This window comes from Amycolatopsis sp. NPDC051061 (genome assembly GCF_040682935.1).
GTDB lineage: Bacteria > Actinomycetota > Actinomycetes > Mycobacteriales > Pseudonocardiaceae > Amycolatopsis.
In genome coordinates, this window is the sequence record NZ_JBFBBZ010000007.1 from 1 (window position 1) to 20,273 (window position 20,273).

Annotated in this window: 4 protein-coding genes; all 4 read right to left on the reverse strand. The window is 74.2% G+C overall.

What is annotated here, in order from left to right:
• Positions 1-9,025 (reverse strand): SDR family NAD(P)-dependent oxidoreductase (locus AB0N03_RS11410; RefSeq protein WP_364369000.1); only part of this gene is annotated, 9,025 nt, incomplete at its 3' end.
• Positions 9,026-9,039: 14 nt separating this feature from the next.
• Positions 9,040-13,803 (reverse strand): type I polyketide synthase, encoded by a 4,764-nt coding sequence (locus AB0N03_RS11415; protein ID WP_364369003.1) that lies wholly within the window; start codon positions 13,801-13,803, stop codon positions 9,040-9,042.
• 118 nt (positions 13,804-13,921) lie between these two features.
• Positions 13,922-19,180 (reverse strand): type I polyketide synthase, encoded by a 5,259-nt coding sequence (locus AB0N03_RS11420; RefSeq protein ID WP_364369006.1) that lies wholly within the window; start codon positions 19,178-19,180, stop codon positions 13,922-13,924.
• A 159-nt stretch (positions 19,181-19,339) separates the two neighbouring features.
• Positions 19,340-20,242: a nucleotide disphospho-sugar-binding domain-containing protein gene (locus tag AB0N03_RS11425; protein ID WP_364369009.1), complete on the reverse strand. Its 903-nt coding sequence runs from the start codon at positions 20,240-20,242 to the stop codon at positions 19,340-19,342.
• Positions 20,243-20,273: the final 31 nt, after the last annotated feature.

The following is a 20,273-nucleotide window of genomic DNA, read 5'->3' on the forward strand; positions in this document are numbered from 1 at the left end:
GCCGCGGCACCAGCACCGCGCCCGCCCGCAACGCCACCTGCGGTTCGTCGGAGGCCGACACCGCGGCCAGCGTCCGGCCGGTCGGGGTGCCCGCGCCGAGGTCGGCCAGCGCGATCCGGCCGGGGTGCTCGGCCTGCGCCGAGCGCACCAGGCCCGCCACCGCGGCCCCGGCCGGGTCGGGGTTCTCCCCCGCCTCGGTGGCCACCGCGCCCCGGGTCACCACGACCAGCGAACCGGTGGACCCGGTCAGCCAGTCCTGCAGCAGGCCGAGCACGCGGTGCAGTTCGGCGTGGACGTCGTCCGTGCCGCCCGCGGGCAGCACGACCAGGCCACTCGCCTCGGCAACCGAGCCGGCCGCCTTGGCGCCCAGCGCCTCGGTGAGGCCGAAGGCGTCCGGGCCCAGCACGGTCCAGTCGGTGACCTCGGCGACGGCGTCGAGGTCGGTCCGCTCCCAGGCGACGCGGAACAGCGAGTCGCCGCCACCGGTCCGCACCGGCTGCGGCACCGCGGACATCGGGCGCAGCAGCAGGGACTCCACCGACGCGACCGGAGCCCCGGCACCGTCGGCGACGTCGAGGGAGACCGCGCCGGTGCCGACCGGGCGGACGTGGACCCGCAGGGTCGTCGCCCCGACGGCGTGCAACCGGACGCCCTCCCAGCCGAACGGCAGCGCCGGTTCGTCCCCGGCCGCCCCGGAGACGCCGATGGTGTGCAGCGCGGCGTCGAGCACGGCGGGGTGGATGCCGTACCGGTCCACATCGGACACCGAAGCGGGCAGCTGGATCTCCGCGAACGCTTCGCCGTCACGCTTCCAGGCCGCGACGAGCCCGCGGAACGCGGGACCGTAGGCCAAGCCGTCGGCGGCCAGTTCCTCGTAGGTGCCCTCCAGCCGGACCTGCTCGGCGCCGGCGGGCGGCCACTCGGTCAGCTCGAACTTCGCGGCCTTGCCCGCCTTGGCGAGCTTGCCGGTCGCGTGGCGCGTCCAGGCGCCGCTGTCGCCTTCCGCCCGGGAGTGCACGCTGAACGTCCGGGTGCCGTCGCCGTCGGGCGCGCCGAGGGCGAACTGCACGCGGATGCCGGCCCGCTCGGGGACGACCAGCGGGTACTCGAGGGTCAGCTCGTCGAGCCGCGGGCAGCCGGCCTCGTCGCCGGCGCGGATCGCCATCTCGACGAATCCGGTGCCGGGGAACAGGATCGAGCCGCCGACGACGTGGTCGGCCAGCCACGGGTGCGTGCCGACGGACAGCCGTCCGCTGAACAGCAGCCCGTCGGCGTCGGCCAGTTCCAGGGCCGACCCGAGCAGCGGGTGGTCCTCCTCGCCGACGGCGCCGCCGGTGCTCTCCAGCCAGAAGCGCTGCCGCTGGAACGGGTAGGTCGGCACCGGCACCGGCCGGGCGCCGGCCGGCTCGTAGATCGCGGCCCAGTCGACGTCGACGCCGCTGACGTGCAGCTGCGCGACCCCGGTCAGCGCGGCCACGGCCTCGTCGTTCTCCTTGTGCAGCAGCGAAGCCAGCACCTCGGGCTGCTCGTCGAGGCAGCCCGCGGTCATCGCGGTGAGCGTGGTGTCCGGGCCCAGCTCCAGGAAGCGGGTGACGCCGTCGGCGGCGGCGCGGGTGACCGCGTCGAGGAACCGGACGCCCTCGCGGACCTGCTGGACCCAGTACTCCGGCGAGGTCAGCTCGGCCGGCCCGCCGGTGACCGTGGAGATCACCGGAACGCGCGGCGACGCGTAAGTCAGCTCCGAAGCGACCGCGCGGAACTCTTCGAGCATCGGCTCCATCAGGCGGGAGTGGAACGCGTGCGAGACGCGCAGCTGCTTGGTGCGCTCGAACTTCGCCGCGACCTCGGCCACGGCGTCGGCCGCGCCCGAGATGACGACCGCGCTCGGGCCGTTGACGGCGGCGATGTCGACGCTGTCCCCCGCGGCTTCGAGCACCGCGTCGGGCGTCGCTTCGATCGCCACCATCGCCCCGCCCGTGGGCAGCGCCTGCATCAGCGCACCCCGGGCGACCACCAGCTTCGCCGCGTCTTCGAGGGAGAACACGCCGGCGCAGCAGGCCGCGGCGAGCTCGCCGATCGAGTGCCCGGCGAGCACGTCCGGCTTGACGCCCCACGAGCGGACCAGGCGGAACAGCGCGACCTCCAGCGCGAACAGCGCGGGCTGGGTGTAGCGGGTCTCCCCGAGCCCCTCCCCGGTGTCGATGATCGAGCGGATCGGGCGGTCCAGGTGCCGGTCGAGTTCGGCGCAGACCTCGTCGTACGCGGCCGCGAACGCCGGGTACTGCCCGGCGAGCCGGGCGCCCATCTTCGCGCGCTGCGAACCCTGGCCGGCGAACAGGAACGCCGTGCGTCCGCCCGCCGTGGCGATCCCGGCGACGACCCCGCGGGCTTCCTCCTCGTCGACCAGCGCCGCGAGTCCGCGGACGAACTGCGGTGACCGGCTGCCGATCAGCACCGCCCGGCGGTCGAACGCGCCGCGCGTGGTGGCCAGCGAGAAGCCGATGTCGGCGAGGCTGCCTTCGGGCTCTTCGTCCACATAGGACATGAGCTGCTCGGCCTGCGCCCGCAACGCCGCGGCGCCGCGGCCGGAGACCGGCCAGGCGACCGGACCGTCGTAGGAGGGCACGCCGCCGCTCACGACCTCGGGCCGGTCGCCCTCTTCCAGGATCACGTGCGCGTTGGTGCCGCTCACGCCGAACGACGAGACGCCCGCGCGGCGGGTGTGCCCGTTCGGCAGCCACTTCACCGGCTCGGCCAGCACCCGGACGGCGCCCGACGACCAGTCGATCTCACTCGAGGGACGGCCGACGTTCAGCGTCGCGGGCAGCTCGCCGTGGCGCATGGCCAGCACCATCTTGATGACCCCGGCCGTGCCGGCCGCCGCCTGCGTGTGCCCGATGTTCGACTTCACCGACCCGATCCACAAGGGACGGTCGCTTGAGGTCTCCTTGCCGTAGGTGGCGAGCAGCGCCTGGACCTCGATCGGGTCGCCCAGCTTCGTGCCCGTGCCGTGCGCCTCGACGGCGTCCACGTCGGCCGCGCTCAGGCCGGCGTCGGCCAGCGCCGCGCGGATCACGCGCTGCTGGGCGGGACCGTTGGGCGCGGTGAGCCCGTTGGACGTGCCGTCCTGGTTCACCGCGCTGCCCTTGAGCACCGCGAGCACCGGATGACCGAGCCGCCGGGCTTCGGACAGCCGCTCCAGCACCAGCACGCCGACGCCTTCGGACCAGGTGGTGCCGTCGGCGTCGTCGGAGAAGACCTTGCACCGCCCGTCGGGGGCCAGGCCCTGCTGGCGGCTGAACTCGACGAACGTCTCCGGAGTCGCCATCACCGTGACCCCACCGGCCAGCGCGAGTGTGCAGTCGCCGCTGCGCAGCGCCTGCGCCGCCATGTGCATGGCGACCAGCGACGACGAGCACGCCGTGTCCACGCTGACCGCCGGGCCCTCCAGGCCGAGGGTGTAGGACACGCGGCCGGTGACGATGGAACCGGCGCTGTTCGCGCCCACGTAGTCGTGGTACTGCACACCCGCGTACACGCCGGTCGGGCTGCCCTTGAGCGAGACCGGGTCGATGCCCGCGCGCTCGACGGCTTCCCAGCACGCTTCCAGCAGCAGCCGCTGCTGGGGGTCGATGGCCGGGGCTTCCTTCGGCGAGACGCCGAAGAAAGCCGGGTCGAAGTCGCCGGCGTCGTAGACGAACCCGCCGCGGGCGACGTAGGTGGTGCCGGGCCGGCGACCGGTCGGGTCCAGCAGGCCGTCGACGTCCCAGCCGCGGTCGGCCGGGAAGTCGCCGATGGCGTCGCGGCCGCCGGCCACCAGGTCCCACAGCTGCTCCGGCGAGGTGATCCCGCCCGGCAGCCGGCAGGCCATGCCGACGATCGCGATGGGCTCGTCGGAGGCGGTGGCCGAGGGCACCGCGGTGATCTCGTCCCCCGTTCCCGCCAGCTCGGCCAGCAGGTGGGCCGCCAGCGCCGACGGCGTCGGGTGGTCGAAGATCAGGGTCGCGGGCAGCCGCTGCCCGGTGGCCGCGGTGAGCCCGTTGCGCAGTTCGATCGCGCTGAGCGAGTCGAAGCCGAGCGAGGAGAACTGGGCCGACGACTCGATCTCGTGGGCACCGCCGTAGCCGAGCACGGTGGCGGCGTGCCCGCGCACCAGTTCCAGCACGGCGTCGGCGCGGTCGGCCTCGGGCCGGGCCAGCAGCCGGGTGGTGAAGGAGTCGGCCGGAGCCGCGGTCGCGCTCGCGGCGATGCGCCGGGTGGGCACGCCGGTGAGCTCTTCCAGGGTCTTCGGGATGCGGTCGAGCTTCCGGAGGGTCGGCAAGTCCAGCTTCGCCGGGACGACGGTGGCCTGCCGGGCGGCGAGCGCCCGGTCGAACAGCGCGAGTCCGTCCGAAGTGGACAGAGGCACGACGCCGCCGGTGGCCAGGCGGGCGACTTCCTCGGCGGACAACGTGCCGCCCATGCCGCCGACCTCGCCCCACAGGCCCCAGTCGAGCGACAGCCCGGGCAGACCGTGCGCGACGCGGTGCGCCGCGAGGGCGTCGAGGAACGCGTTGGCCGCGGCGTAGCTGCCCTGGCCGGGCGCGCCGAGCACGCCGGACACCGAGGAGAACAGCACGAACGCCGCGAGCGCCGTGTCGCGGGTGAGCACGTGCAGGTTCAGCGCGCCGTCGACCTTCGGCCGCAGCACGGCGTCGACGCGCTCGGGGGTGAGCGCGGTGACCACGCCGTCGTCGAGCACCCCGGCGGCGTGCACGACCGAGGTGAGCGGGTTCTCCGCCGGGATGGCGGCCAGCACCGCGGCGAGCGCGGCGCGGTCGGCGACGTCGCACTGCGCGATCTCGACGTCCACCCCCAGCTCACCGAGGTCGGTGGCCAGGCGGGTCAGCTCGGGCGTGCCGCGGCGGCTGACCAGCAGCAGCCGGCGGACGTGGTGCTCGGCGACCAGGTGCCGGGCGAGCTTGCCGCCGAGCGCGCCGGAGGCGCCGGTGACCAGCACAGTGCCCTGCGGGTGGAAGTACGGGGGCTCGGCCCCGGGTTCGGTGCGGACGAGGCGCGGGGCGAGCACGACGCCGTGGCGGACCGCGGCCTGCGGCTCACCGGTCGCGAGCACCTGCGGCAGCACGGTTTCGACGTCGAAGCCGGTGCCCACGTCGAGCAGGACGAACGCGTCCGGGTTCTCCTCCTGCGCCGAGCGCACGAGGCCCCAGGCAGCGGACGCGGCCAGGTCGGTCACGTCGGCGCCGCCGACCGAAACCGCACCGCGGGTCACGACGACCAGCCGCGCGTCCTCGGGATGGTCCTCGGCCAGCCAGGCCTGCGCGGCGGCGAGCACGCGGTGGGTCAGCGTGTGCGTCTCCTCCGCGGTGCCCGCCTTGCCGGTGCAGTCGAAGATCTGCACGTTCGAAGTGTCCACAGCGGACTCGGGAACAACCGCGCGCCGCCATTCGACGCGGTACAGCGGGGCGGCCGCGTCGGCGGCGACCGGCGTGGTGAACGCGCGGAACACGGTTTCGGCCACGGTGGCGACGGGCGCCCCGGTGGCGTCGGCGAGCGCGACCTCGTAGCCGTCCTCGGTGGTCGGCGTGAATCGCACCCGCAGCGCCGAGGCACCGGTGGCGTGCAGCTCGACGCCGGTCCAGCAGAACGGGACCCGGCCGACCCCGCCGTCACCACCGCCCGCGACGCGCAGGGCGTGGGTGCAGGCGTCGAGCGCCGCCGGGTGCAGGCCGAAGCGCTCGGCGTCGCTGTCCTCGGGCAGGACGACCTCGGCGAACACCTCGCGCCCGCGGCTCCACACCGCGCGCAGCGAACGGAACAGCGGGCCGTAGGTGAGGCCGGTGTCGGCGAAATCGTCGTACACGCCCTCGATCCCGACCGGCTCGGCACCGGCGGGCGGCCACTCGGCCAGCTCCACCCCGCCCCGGTAGGACTGGGGCGCGACCGTGCCGCTCGCGTGCAGCGTCCACGGTTCGCCGTCGGCCCCTTCCGGTCGCGAGTGGACGGTCACGGCGCGGACACCGTGCTCCCCCGCCGCGCCCACGGTCACCTGGACCTGGACGCCGCCCCGCTCCGGCACCACCAGCGGGCTGCTGAGCGTGAGTTCCTCGATCCGGCCGCTGCCGACCTGGTCGCCGGCGCGGACCACCAGCTCCAGGAACGCCGTGCCGGGCACGGTGACGACGTCGCCGAGCCGGTGCTCGGCCAGCCACGCGTGCGTCTCCACCGAAAGCCGCCCGGTGAGCACCACGCCGTCGGTGTCGGCGAGCGCGACGGCGGCGCCGAGCAGCGGGTGCCCGGCCGAAGTGAGGCCGACCGCGGTCACCTCGTCGCGGTTGGCGCGGGCGTCGAGCCAGTAACGCTTGCGCTGGAACTCGTACGGCGGCAGGTCGACGCGCTGCGCGCCGCGGCCGGCGAAGACCGCGGCCCAGTCCGGGACGAGCCCGCTGACGAACAGCTCGGCGAGCGCCGTGAGCGCCGCCTGCGGCTCCGGCCGGTCCTTGCGCAGGACCGGCACGACCACCGCGTCGAGGCTCTGCTGTCCAAAAGCGTGCCGGGCGAGCGCGGAGAGCACCCCGTCCGGCCCGACCTCGACGAACCGGGAGACGCCCTGCGCCGAGAGCGCGGTGAGCCCGTCGTGGAACCGGACGGCGGCGCGGACGTGCGAGACCCAGTATTCCGGCGTCGCGACCTCGGCCCCGGCGAGCGCGCCGGAGACGTTCGAGACGAGCGGGATCGTGGGCGCGGAGTAGGTGAGCGTGCGGGCGACGGCGGCGAACTCCGCCAGCATCGGCTCCATCAGCGGCGAGTGGAACGCGTGCGACACCTTCAGCTTCGAGGACTTGCGGCCCTCGAAGCGCGCGACCACGGCGGCGACGGCGTCTTCGGTGCCGGAAAGCACCACGGAGTCCGGGCCGTTGATGGCGGCGATGCTCACGTCGGCGCTCAGCTGCGGCGTGACCTCGTCCTCGGTCGCCTGCAGTGCGACCATGGCGCCGCCGGTCGGCAACGCCTGCATCAGCTTCGCCCGTGCCGCGACGAGGGTGCAGGCGTCGGCCAGCGACAGCACGCCCGCGACGTGCGCCGCGGCCAGCTCGCCGACCGAGTGGCCGAGCAGGAAGTCGGGCCGGATGCCCCAGGAAGACAGCAGCCGGAACAGCGCCACCTCGATCGCGAACAGCGCGGGCTGGGTGTAGCCGGTCTGGTTGATCAGGCGCGGCTTCTCGAAGATGACCGTCTTCAGTGGACGGTCGAGGTGCGGGTCCAGCTCGGCGAAGACCTCGTCCAGTGCCTGAGCGAACACCGGGAACGCGGCGGCCAGCTCGGCCCCCATGCCCGCGCGCTGAGCGCCCTGGCCGGAGAAGAGGAACGCGGTGAGTCCCTCGACGGCGGTGCCGGTGACCAGCTCGCCGGCCGCCAAGGCCGTGAGACCCGCCTTGCCGTCGAGCACCACCGCGCGGTGGCTCAGCGGCGAGCGGGACGTCGCCAGCGAGAACCCGAGATCGAGCGGCGAGACTCCGTCCACGACGGACAGCAGCTTCGAGGCCTGCGCCTTGAGCGCGGTGGCGCCGTGCCCGGACAGGGGCCACGGGACCGGCACTTCGGCGGGCCAGCTCGGCGTGGTTTCCGCGACCTCGATGGCGGGGGCTTCCTCGACGATCACGTGCGCGTTGGTCCCGCTGACACCGAACGACGAGACACCGGCGCGGCGCGGCTTCTCCCCAACCGGCCACGGACGCTCCTCCGTCAGCAACGAGACGTTCCCGGCGGTCCAATCGACCTCGGCGCTCGGCTCGGTGACGTGCAGGGTCTTCGGCAGCACGCCGTTGCGCAGCGCCTGCACCATCTTGATCACGCCGCCGACGCCGGCCGCACCCTGGGCGTGGCCGATGTTCGACTTGATCGAGCCGAGCCACAGCGGGCGGTCGCGGTCCTGGCCGTAGGTGGCGAGCAGGGCCTGCGCCTCGATCGGGTCGCCCAGCGTGGTGCCGGTGCCGTGCCCTTCGACGGCGTCCACATCGGACGCCGAGAGCTGCGCGTTGGCCAGCGCCTGGCGGATGACACGCTGCTGGGACGGGCCGTTGGGCGCGGTGAGGCCGTTGGACGCGCCGTCGGAGTTGACCGCCGTGCCACGCACGACGGCGAGGACCTGGTGGCCGTTGCGGCGTGCGTCGGACAGCCGCTCCAGCAGGAGCGTGCCCGCGCCCTCGGCCCAGCCGGTGCCGTCGGCGCTGTCGGAGAACGGCTTGCAGCGGCCGTCGGCGGCGAGGCCGCGCTGGCGGCTGAACGCGACGAACGGGCCGGGCCGCGACATCACCATCACCCCACCGGCGAGGGCCAGCGCGCAGTCGCGCTGCCGCAGCGCCTGCACGGCCAGGTGCAACGCGACCAGCGACGACGAGCAGGCCGTGTCGATGGTGATGGCCGGGCCTTCCAGGCCCAGCGCGTAAGCGATCCGGCCGGAGATGACCGAGCCGGCGTTGCCGGTGCTCAGGTAGTCCTGCACTTCACCGGCGAGCACCGCCGGCGGCAGCTCGTCGTAGTAGTCCTGGTCGCCGCTGCCGAGGAAGACGCCGACCTGCTGCTTGGCCAGTGAATGGGGCGCGATGCCGGCCCGCTCGAAGGTCTCCCACGCCAGCTCCAGCGTGAGGCGCTGTTGCGGGTCCATGGCGAGCGCCTCGCGCGGCGCGATGCCGAAGAACGGCGCGTCGAACTGGGCGACGTCGTGGATGAAGCCGCCCTCGCTCACGTAGCTCGTGCCCGGGCTGTCGGGGTCGGCGTCGAACATCGTGTCCAGGTTCCAGCCGCGGTCGGTCGGGAACGGCCCGATCGCGTCGCGGCCCTGCGCCACCAGTTCCCAGAGGTCCTCCGGGGAACGGACGTCGCCCGGGTACCGGCAGCCCATCGCGACGATGGCGATCGGCTCGGCTTCGGCGGCCTCGACCTCGCGCAGCCGCTCCCGCGTCTCCTGCAGGTTGGCGGTCACCCGCTTCAAGTAGTCGACCAGCTTGCTTTCGTCAGTCATCGTGGGGATACCTCTCAGGCGCCAAGCTCGTTGTCGATGAGGGCGAACAGCTCATCCGTGGTCGCGGTCTCCAGCACTTCGGTGGTCTTGGTGCCGGCCAGGGTCTTGTGCAGGGTGGTCACCATCGCCTGCAGGCGGGCGACGATCCGGGACCGGTCGATCTCCGCGGCGTCCAAAGCAGACGTGACCGCCTCGAGCCGGTCGAGTTCCGCCTCCAGCGGGACCGCCGCTTCGCCGCCGCCCAGCTGCGTCCACAGGTGCTCGGCGAGCGTCTGCGGGTTGACGTGGTCGAACGCGACGGTGGCCGGGAGCTTGAGGCCGGTGGCGGCGCCGAGCCGGTTGCGCAGGTCGACCGCGGTGACCGAGTCGAACCCGAGCTCCTTGAACGCGCGGGCCGGTTCGACCGCCGAGCCGTTGTCGTAGCCGGCGACCACGGCGACCTGGCCGCGGACCAGCTCCAGCAGCGTCCGCTGCTGTTCGGCCGGCGTCAGCGAAGCCAGCTGACCCTTCAGGTCGCCGGTGTCCTCGACCGGGTCGGTCTGGTCCTCGGCGACCTCGGTCAGCGCGCGCAGCAGCGGCCGCGGCCGGGCGAGCTGGTACACCGGCGCGAACGCGGCCCAGTCGATGTCGGCGACCACCAGGTGGGTCTCGTCGTGGTCCAGGGCCTGGCCCAGTGCCTCGACCGCGAGTTCCGGGGCCATCTCGGCCAGGCCGATGCGCCTCAGCAGGTCGCTCGCCTCGGCGTCGACCATGCCCCCGCCGCCCCACGAGCCCCACGCGATCGCGGTCGCGGTGCGTCCCGCCGCGCGGCGACGGCGGGCGAGCGCGTCGAGGTAGGCGTTGCCCGCGGCGTAGGCGGGCTGGCCGGAGGTACCCCACACGGCGGCGCCGGAGGACATCAGCACGAACGCGTCCAGCTCGGTGTCGCCCAGCAGCTCGTCGAGCAGTGCCGCGCCGGTGATCTTGGCGCCGGTGGCGGCGGCGAACTCCGCGGGCGTGACGTCGGCCAGGGACGGCTCGGCGGTCAGCACCCCGGCGGCGTGCACCACGGCGGTCGGCGGGTGCTCGGCCAGCAGCGCCCGGAGTGCCTGTTCATCGGTCACGTCGCAGGCCGCGACCGTGACCCGGGTGCCGGCCAGCTCGTCGACCAGCTCACGCGCGCCTTCGGCGTCGAGGCCGCGGCGGCTGGTGAGCACGAGGTGCTCGGCGCCGCGTCCGGCCAGCCAGCGGGCGACGTGCGCGCCGACCGCGCCCGTGCCGCCGGTGACCAGCACCGTCCCCCGCGGCGTCCACTCCGCCTCGGTTCCCGGTAGCGGAGCGCGGACCATGCGCCGGGCGAACACCCCGGACGGCCGGATCGCGACCTGGTCCTCGTTGTCCGCCCCGGACACCACGGCGGCCAGCCGCGCGGCGTCCGCGGGGCCCTCGACGTCGACCAGGCCACCCCAGGTGGCGGGCTGGTCGAGCGCGACGACCGTGCCGAGGCCCCACACCGCCGCGGCGGCCGGGTCGGCGTCGGAGAAGGCGTCCACCGCGACCGCACCACGGGTGACCACCCAGGCCGGAGCGTCGACACCGGTGTCGCGCAAGGCTTGCAGCAGCGTGATGGTGGCGGCGACCGCGGTGCTGAGCGCGGGGTGCTCCGGGTGTTCGCGGGTGTCGAGCGCGAGCAGCGACAGCACGCCGTCGAACGGCCGCAGCGCCGTCGCCTCGGTGACCAGCCCGGCCAGCTTCTCGCGGTCCGCCGTCGCGATCACCCGCACGACGTCGCCCTGGGCGGCGAGCGCTTCGGCCAGCTCGGCTGCCTCGGGAACGCCGGTGGGGACGACGACCAGCCAGGTGCCGGCCAGCCCGCCCGCGACGGTCACCGGCGCCCACGAGACGCGGTAGCGCCAAGATTCCAGTGTGGACAGATCGGTGCGGCGGCCGTGCCAGGCGGCCAGCGCCGGGACGACCTCGGCCAGCGGGGTGGCTTCGACGCCGAGCCGGGCGGCGAGCGCGTCGACGTCGCCGGCGGTGACGTCCTGCCAGAAGTCCTGGTCGGCGACCTGCGCTCCGGTCACGGGAGCCGTCGCGGCTTCCTCTTCGTGCCAGAAGCGCTTGTGCTGGAAGGGATAGGTCGGCAGCTCGACGAGCCGAGCGCCGGGAACCAGCGAGGCCCAGTCCGCCGCGCCGCCGCGGACCGAGTGCTCGGCCAGTGAGGTCGCGAACCGGGTCAGGCCGCCTTCGTCGCGGCGCAGGGTCCCGGCGACGGAGCCGCCGTGGCCGCCCTCGTCGAGGGTCTCCTGGATGCTCATGGCCAGCACCGGGTGCGGGCTGACCTCGACGAACCGGGTGTAGCCCGCCTCGGCGAGCTTCGCGACCACCGGCGCGAACCGGACCGTCGTGCGCAGGTTGGTGAACCAGTACCGCGCGTCCATGGTGGACTCGGTCACCGGTTCCTCGTTGACCGTGGAGGTCATCGCGACCGTCCCGGCGCCGGGGGCGATCGGGCCGAGGTCGGCCAGCAGGCGGTCGGAGAGGTGCTCGACGTGCGCGGAGTGCGACGCGTAGTCCACCGGCACCCGCTTGGCGCGGAAGCCCTCGGCGACGAGCTGGTCGCGCAGCTCGTCGAGCGCGTCACCGTCGCCGGAGAGCACCGCCGACGTCGCGCCGTTGTCCGCGGCCACCGAGATCCGGCCGTCCCAGGCGTCGAGCCGGGCACCCAGGTCGGTGGCGGGCAGGCCGACGGCGAGCATCCCGCCGCCCCGGCCGCCGAGGACGTCCCCGATCGCCTTGCTGCGCAACGCGACCACCCGGGCACCGTCCTCGAGGGACAGTGCCCCCGCGACGCTCGCGGCGGCGATCTCGCCCTGCGAGTGACCGATCACCATGTCCGGCTCGACGCCGTGCGCACGCCACAGCGCGGCCAGGGAGACCATCACCGCCCACAGCATCGGCTGCACCACGTCCACGCGGTCGGCGGGCGGGGTGCCTGCTTCGCCGCGCAGCACGGCGATCACCGACCAGTCCACGAACTTCCGCAGTGCCTCGTCGCATTCGGCCATTCGCCCGGCGAACACGGGCGACTGCTCCAGCAGCTCGATCGCCATGCCGGTCCACTGCGACCCCTGGCCCGGGAACACGAACACGGTCTTGCCGCGCGCGTCGGCCGTGCCGGTGACGACGTCCGGCCGCGATCCCCCGGCCGCCAGCGCGCGCAGCGCCTCGGCGGCCTGCGCGCCGTCCCCGGCGAGCACCACGGCGCGGTGGTCGAGCCGGGCTCGCCCGGTGGCGAGGGTGTGCGCGATGTCGGCGAGCCCGCCGGCGTGAGCGTCCACATGGGACGCCATCCGGCCGGCGGCCGCGGCCAGCGCGGCCGGGGTCTTCGCCGACAGCACCAGCGGGCAGACCACCGGCGTGGGTGGTTCTTCCCGCTCCTGGTGCGGTGCCTGCTCCAGGATGACGTGCGCGTTGGTGCCGCTGACCCCGAACGAGGACACGGCCGCGCGGCGCGGACGGGCGACCTCGGGCCAGTCGCGCGGCTCCGTCAGCAGCTCCACCGCGCCCGCGGTCCAGTCGACGTGCTTCGACGGGGTGCCGACGTGCAGCGTGCGCGGCAGCCTGCCGTGCCGCAGCGCCTGCACCATCTTGATCACCCCGGCGACCCCGGCGGCGGCCTGCGGGTGGCCCATGTTCGACTTGATCGAGCCGAGCAGCAGCGGCTCCCCCGTGGTGCGCTGCCCGTAGGTCTCCATCAGCGACTGCGCCTCGATCGGGTCGCCGAGCGCGGTGCCGGTGCCGTGCGCCTCGACGGCGTCCACATCGGACACCGAAAGCCCGGCGTCGGCCAGCGCCGCCTCGATCACCCGGACCTGCGAGGGGCCGTTCGGGGCGGAGAAGCCGTTGCTCGCGCCGTCCTGGTTCACCGCGGAACCGCGCAGCAGCGCGAGGACCTGGTGACCGTTGCGGCGCGCGTCCGAGAGGCGCTCCATGACGAGCACGCCGACGCCCTCGGCCCACGACGTTCCGTCGGCGTCGTCGGAGAACGACTTGCTCCGGCCGTCCGCGGCCAGGCCGCGGCGGCCGGAGAAGTCGATGAACATCTCGGGCGTGCCCATCACGGCGACGCCGCTGACCAGCGCGAGCGTGCAGTCGCCGCGGCGCAGGCCCTGCGCCGCCATGTGCAGGGCCACCAGCGACGACGAGCACGCGGTGTCCACCGAAACCGACGGTCCTTCGAACCCGAGCGTGTAGGACACCTGCCCGGAAACGAGGCTGCCCTCGGGGCTGCCGCCGCTGTAGTCGTGGTACATGACGCCGGCGAAGACGCCGGTGGGGCTGCCCTTGAGCGCGTGCGGGTCGAGCCCGGCGCGCTCGACGGCTTCCCAGGACGCTTCGAGCAGGATCCGCTGCTGGGGGTCGGCGCGGCGGGCGTCACGCGGGCTGATGCCGAAGAACTCCGCGTCGAAGTTCGCGGCGTCGTAGAGGAAACCGCCGTGACGCGTGTAGGTCTTGCCGGGCCGGTCGGGCGTCGGGTCGTAGACGCCCTCGAGGTCCCAGCCGCGGTCGGCGGGAAACTCGCCGATCACGTCCCGGCCCCCGTCGACCACACCCCAGAGGTCCTCCGGCGTCGCGACACCCCCGGGATAGCGGCAGCTCATGCCGATGATCGCGATGGGCTCGGTGTCCCGGGTCTCCAGCTCGTGCACCCGGTGCCTGGCCTGCTTGAGGTCGGCCGTCGCGCGCTTCAGGTAGTCGCGGAGCTTGTCCTCGTTCCCCATGGCTTTCCCGTTCATCGAAACTCCCCTCGGCGCACACTTCTGGGTTCAGCCAGGCGAAGTGGCCGATTCTGCTGGTCCGGCCGGTTCCGGCGCCGGTCGTGCGGTGGTTCCCCCGCCTTGGCAGCGGAGGAGGTCAAGAGATGCCCAATTCGTTGTCCAGCACGGCGAAGAGCTCGTCGTCGGTGGCGGTGCCGAGATCGGCCTCCGGCGCGTCGTGGCCGGTGTGCGCTTCGGTCCACTTGCGCACCAGGGCGTCGAGGCGGGCGGTGACCTTCGCGGTCGAGCCGTTGAGCGACCCGGCGGCGCCGAGCACCGCCTCGAGCCGGTCGATCTCGGCCAGCAGCGGCTCCGCGGCGCCGCGGCCCGGGCCGAGCAGCTCGTGCAGGCGCCGGGCGAGCGCGGCCGGCGCCGGGTGGTCGAACACGATGGTCGCGGGCAGCTTCAGGCCGGTCAGCGCACCGAGCTGGTTGCGCAGCTCCACCGAGGTGAGCGAGTCGAAGCCCATCTCCTGGAAGGCGCGCTCGGGCTCGACCGACGCGGCCGACGTGAACCCGAGCACCGCCGCGACCTGCTCCGACACCACGCTCAGGAGGTAGGCCTCGCGCTCGGTCTCGGGCACCGTGCCCAGCCGGGCGGCGACCGCGCCGCCGGACCGGGCGGCCGTGCGGCGGGCCGGCGCGGGCCGGACGAGCCCGCGCAAGACCGGCGGAAGAGCGTCGGTGCGGGCGCGCAGCGCCGCGAGGTCGAGCTTCACCGGCGCGAGCACGGCATCCTCGGCGACGAGGCACGCGTCGAGCAGGGCGAGGGCCTCGCCGGTGGCCATCGGCGGCGTGCCGAGACGGCGCAGCCGGCGGAAGTCGGCCTCGTCGAGCTCGCCCGCCATGCCACCGTCCTCGGCCCAGGCACCCCAGGCCAGTGCCGTCGCCGCGAGCCCCTGGGCACGGCGATGGCGAGCCAGCCCGTCGAGGTAGGCGTTGGCGGCGGCGTACCCGGCTTGGCCGGCCGCGAGGACGGTGCTCGCGGCCGAGGAGAACAGGACGAACGCGTCCAGGTCGTGGGTCAGCTCGTGCAGGTGCCACGCGCCGTCGACCTTGGGGGCGAAGACGCGGTCCAGCTCGTTGTCAGTGAGCGCCTCGACCCGGCCGGCGGCGGCGACGCCCGCGGCGTGCAGGACGGCGGTCAGCGGCGCTTCGGCCGGGACCGCGTCGAGCAGCGACCGCACGGACGCCGCGTCGGTGACGTCGCAACTCGCGATCGTCACCTCGCTGCCCAGCTGCCGGAGTTCTTCGCGCAGCTCGGCCGCGCCGGGGGCGTCGGCGCCCCGGCGGCTGGTGAGCAGCAGGCGGCGCACCCCGTGCCGCGTCACCAGGTGTTTCGCGACCACAGCGCCGAGTCCACCCGTGCCCCCGGTGATGAGGACCGTTCCGTCGGGGTTCCAGTTCAGTTCCCCGGCCCGCGGCGTCGCCGGGGTCAGGCGCGGCACGAGGACCTTGCCGTCACGGACGGCCACCTCGGGCTCGCCGGTGGCCAAGGCGGACTCGGCGGTGCCGCCCGCGTCGTGCTCGTCTACGTCGATGAGCACGAACCGGCCGGGGTTCTCGGCCTCGGCCGCCCGCACCAGGCCCCAGACCGGCGCGACGGCCGGGTCGACGTCCTCGCCGTCGACCGACACCGCGCCGCGCGTGACCACGGCCAAGCGGGTCTCGCCGTCTTCGGCGAGCAGTTCCCGGACCGCGGCGAGCACCTGCCGCGTGACCGCACGAGCCGCGGCGGGCGCCGGACCGTCCGGAGTGGACACTTCCAGCACCTTCGCGACGCCGGTGTCGCCCGTGGGCGAAGCGGGTTCCCAGGACACCCGGAACAGCGAGTCCCGGCTCGGTGCCAGCTTGTCCAGCGAGATCGGCCGTGCGGCCAGTGACTCGACGGACAGCACGGGCCCGCCGGTGGCGTCGGCGATCCGCAGCGTGATGGTGTCGGCGCTCGTCGGCGAGACGTGCACTCTCAGCTCCGCCGCACCCGCGCGGTGCAGGGTGGTGCCGGTGAAGGCGAACGGCAGCATCGGCTTCGCTTCACCGCCGTCGGTCTCCGGGCCGAGCAGTTGAGCGTGCATCGCGGCGTCGAGCAGCGCCGGGTGCAGGCCGTAGTCGAGAGCGTCGGTGCCGTCGGGCAACGCGACCTCGGCGTACACGTCGTCACCGTGCCGCCACATCGCACGCAGGCCCTGGAAGGCGGTGCCGTAGTCGTAGCCCAGCTCCGCGAGACGCGCGTACGGTTCGGTCAGCTCGACCTCGACGGCACCCGCGGGCGGCCACTCGGCCAGGTCGAACGCCGGCGCGTCCCCCTCGGCGCTCACGAACCCGTCGGCGTGGCGGGTCCAAGCTTCCTCGCCGTCGAGTCGCGAGTGGACGGTGACGCGGCGGCGGCCGTTCTCCTCGGCTTCCACCGACACCTGGATCGCCGCGCCCGCGCCTTCGGCCAGCGTCAGCGGGGCCTGGAGTGTCAGCTCCTCGATCCGGGTGCAGCCCGCCTCGTCGGCGCCGCGCTGCGCCAGCTCGAGGAAAGCCGTGCCGGGCAAGAGGATCGTCCCGAGGACGACGTGGTCGGCCAGCCACGGCGTGGTGCCGGTGGACAGCCGGCCGGTGAGCACCAGCGTGTCGGAGTCCGGGACCCGCACGACGGCGCTGAGCATCGGGTGCCCGGCGGGCTGCTGGCCGTGGTCTTCGGCGTCGCCAGCCGCGGTGGTGGCGGGCAGCCAGTAGCGGGTGCGGCGGAACGCATAGGTGGGCAGCCCGACCCGCCGGGCACCGGCGTAAAACGCCGCCCAGTCCACGGGAACCCCCCGGGCGTGCAGGGTCGCGAGCGCGGTGACGACAGTGTGCGCCTCGGCCCGGTCCTTGCGCTGAGCCGGGACGAACGCGAGCGTGCCGTCGTCCAGCGCGGCCCGCGCGGCGGCGGTGAGCACCGCGCTCGGCCCCACCTCGACGAACGTCCGGACACCTTCGTCGGCCAGTGCGCGCACGCCGTCGTGGAACCGGACGGCCGCCCGGACCTGGTGCACCCAGTACTCCGGCGTCGCCAGGTCGGCGTCGGCCGAGACCGTCGAGACGATGGGGATCCCGGGCTTGGCGTAGGTGAGCTTCTTCGCGACGGCGGCGAACTCGGCGAGCATCGGCTCCATCAGCGGCGAGTGGAAAGCGTGCGAGACGCGCAGCTTCGAAGTCTTGCGGCCGGGGAAATGCGCGGCGACGGCAGTGACGGCGTCTTCTGCGCCCGAGATCACCAGCGCGTCCGGGCCGTTGATCGCGGCGATGCTCACCCCGGCCGTCAGCAGCGGCGTCACCTCGGCCTCGGTGGCCTGGATCGCGACCATCGCGCCTCCCGCCGGCAGGGCCTGCATGAGCTTCGCCCGCGCGGCGACCAGCGTGCAGGCGTCGCCGAGCGAAAGCACCCCGGCGACGTGCGCCGCGGCCAGCTCGCCGATCGAGTGGCCGAGGAGGAAGTCGGGGCGCACGCCCCACGTCTCCAGCAGCCGGTACAGCGCGACCTCGACGGCGAACAGCGCGGGCTGGGTGAAACCGGTCTGCTCCAACGCCTTTTCGTCGTCGAGGACCGTCCGCAGTGGACGGTCCAGGTGCCGGTCCAGTTCGGCGGCCACGGCGTCGAGCGCCTCGGCGAACGCCGGGTACTGCGCGGCGAGCACGAGCCCCATCCCGGGGCGCTGGGCGCCCTGGCCGGTGAACAGGAACGCCGTCCGGCCGCTGCCGCGGCGGTCGCGCACCACGCCGGGCGCGTCGGCCCCCGCGGCGAGCGCGGTCAGCCCGGCGAGCAGTTCCGCGCGGTCGGCGCCGACGACGACGGCCCGGTGGTCCAGCGCCGAACGGGTCATGGCGAGCGAGAAACCGATGTCCGCCGGTGAATCGGCGGCATCGACCCGGTCGGCGAGCCGCTGGGCCTGTGCGGCCAGGGTGTCCGGCGAGTCGGCCGATACCGGCCACGCGAGGACGGGCACCGCGGGCGGGGTCGCCGGCTCCTCCGGCGCCACCTCCGCCTGTTCGATGATCACGTGGGCGTTCGTGCCGCTGATGCCGAACGACGACACCGCGCCGCGGCGGGGCCGGGACACCGCGGGCCATTCGCGGGCCTCGGTGAGCAGTTCGACCCGGCCGGCCGACCAGTCGACGTGCGGCGACGGCGCGTCCACGTGCAGGGTCTTCGGCAGCACGCCGTGGCGGATGGCCTGCACGACCTTGATCACGCCACCGACGCCGGCGGCGGCCTGCGCGTGCCCGATGTTCGACTTGAGCGAGCCGAGCCACAGTGGCTCCTCGGACTCCTCGCCGCGCCGGCCGTAGGTCGCCAGCAGTGCCTGCGCCTCGATCGGATCGCCCAGCTTCGTTCCCGTGCCATGACCTTCCACCAGGTCGACGTCCGCTGTGGACAGTCCGCCCGACTCGAGTGCCTGGTGGATGACCCGCTGCTGCGCCGGCCCGTTGGGGACGGTGAGCCCGCTGGAGGCGCCGTCCGAGTTCACCGCGCTGCCCCGCACGACGGCGAGCACGTCGTGGCCGAGCCGGCGGGCGTCGGACAGCCGCTCGACCACGAGCACGCCGACGCCCTCGCCCCAGCCGGTGCCGTCGGCGCCGGCGGCGAACGCCTTGCAGCGTCCGTCGTCCGACAGGCCGCGCTGCTCGCTGAAGTCCACGAACGTCCCGGGCGTGGCCATCACCGTGACCCCGCCGACGAGGGCCAGCGAGCAATCGCCGCGGCGCAGCGCCTGGCCGGCCCAGTGCAGGGCGACCAGCGAGGACGAGCACGCGGTGTCCACCGTCACCGCCGGGCCTTCCAGCCCGAGCGCGTACGCGACCCGGCCGGAGACGACGCTGCCGGCCGCCGCGTGGCCGGCGTAGTCGTGGTACATCACCCCGGCGAACACGCCGGTGCTGCTGCCGCGCAACGTCTCCGGCACGATGCCGGCCCGCTCCAGCGCGGTCCACGAGGTCTGCAGCAGCAGCCGCTGCTGGGCGTCCATCGCGCGCGCCTCGCGCGGCGAGATGCCGAAGAACTCCGGGTCGAACTCGGCGGCGTCGTAGAGGAAGCCCGCCTCGCGGGTGTTCGTGGTGCCGGGACGCTCGCCCGCCGGGTCGTAGAGCGCCTCCAGCGGCCAGCCGCGGTCGGCCGGGAACGGTCCGATCGCGTCGGTGCCGGACGCCACCAGCTCCCACAGGTCCTCCGGGGAGGCGACCCCACCGGGGTACCGGCAGTCCATGCCGACGATCGCGATCGGCTCGGCGTCGGCCTGCCGCGCATCGCGCAGGGCCCGCTTCGCCTCGCGCAGTTCGGTCGTCGCGCGCTTGAGGTAACCGAGCAGCTTGCCTTCTTCTTCCGTGCTCACGTCATTACCCCCGTTCCGGCACCAGCGGAGCAGAAAATGGCACTCACGTAATCGACCGCCTCGGTAAGTTGCCCGCGAATTTCCAGGTGATTCCCCGGAAAACGCTACCCAGATGTTTTCGCCCGCTCCACCCCTAACCGGGCCGGGACGCCCCCGCAATCAGCGGATCAGTTCGGCCACGACGGTGCGCGGGGCGGGCAGCGCGGAGATCTCCTCACGCACGGCATTCGCGGCGCGGCGCAGCTCTTCATCGGCCGTCAGCGCGCGGACTCCTTCGACGGAGCCGGTCCGTCCGGTGCCGGTCGCCGCGATCCGCGCGGCGATCCCCGACCCGGCCAGGGAAAGCTGGGGCAGGCCGTGCGCCGCCGCCGCGAGCGCGAGTGCCGCGTCGCCGTCGTGGATGACCGCGGCACACGTCGGCAGCAGCGCGGCCGGGGGTGCGGAGTCGACGAGCCGGACGTTGGCCGGCATCGTGACCCCGGCCGGGACGCGGGCCGCTTCGGCCGCGCACACCAGTTCGAAGTCCGCTTCCGCGACCGCGTCGAACACCGGGCCGAACATCGTCTCGTCGGTGAGCGACAGCAGCACGCGGTCGCGCCTCGCCTTGCGGCGCAACCAGTTCGGCACCACTACCGGACCGAAGTAGGGCACGTGCCGGACCGCGCGGGCCGGGCCGCCCTCGGCCCGCAACGACGGGGGCACGGTGTCCAAGGTGATGTCCGCGTCCCCCGGGTCCGGCTCGTCCAGCGCGCCGAGCACCCGGACGGCGACGGCCCCGACCGCCCGCGCGGCGGCCGTTCCCGCCGGTGCGCGGGCGTCGGAGACCACGACCTGGGGCCGCCACAGCTCGGCGAATTCGGCCAGGGCCGCGGATTCGGCGAGCGCGGCTTCGTCACCGCTTTCCAATTCGACCGCCACACAACTGGTGCGGAGGATCTCTTCGACGAACGACGGGCGGCCGGCGATTTTCACGTCATGGCCCGCGGTCCGCAATGCCCACGCGAGGGGCGCGAGATTGTGCAGCCGGGCGGGCGACGACGGGGCGGCCATGAGCACGCGCATGGAATCCACTCCAGGAAATGGAGCCGGGGCA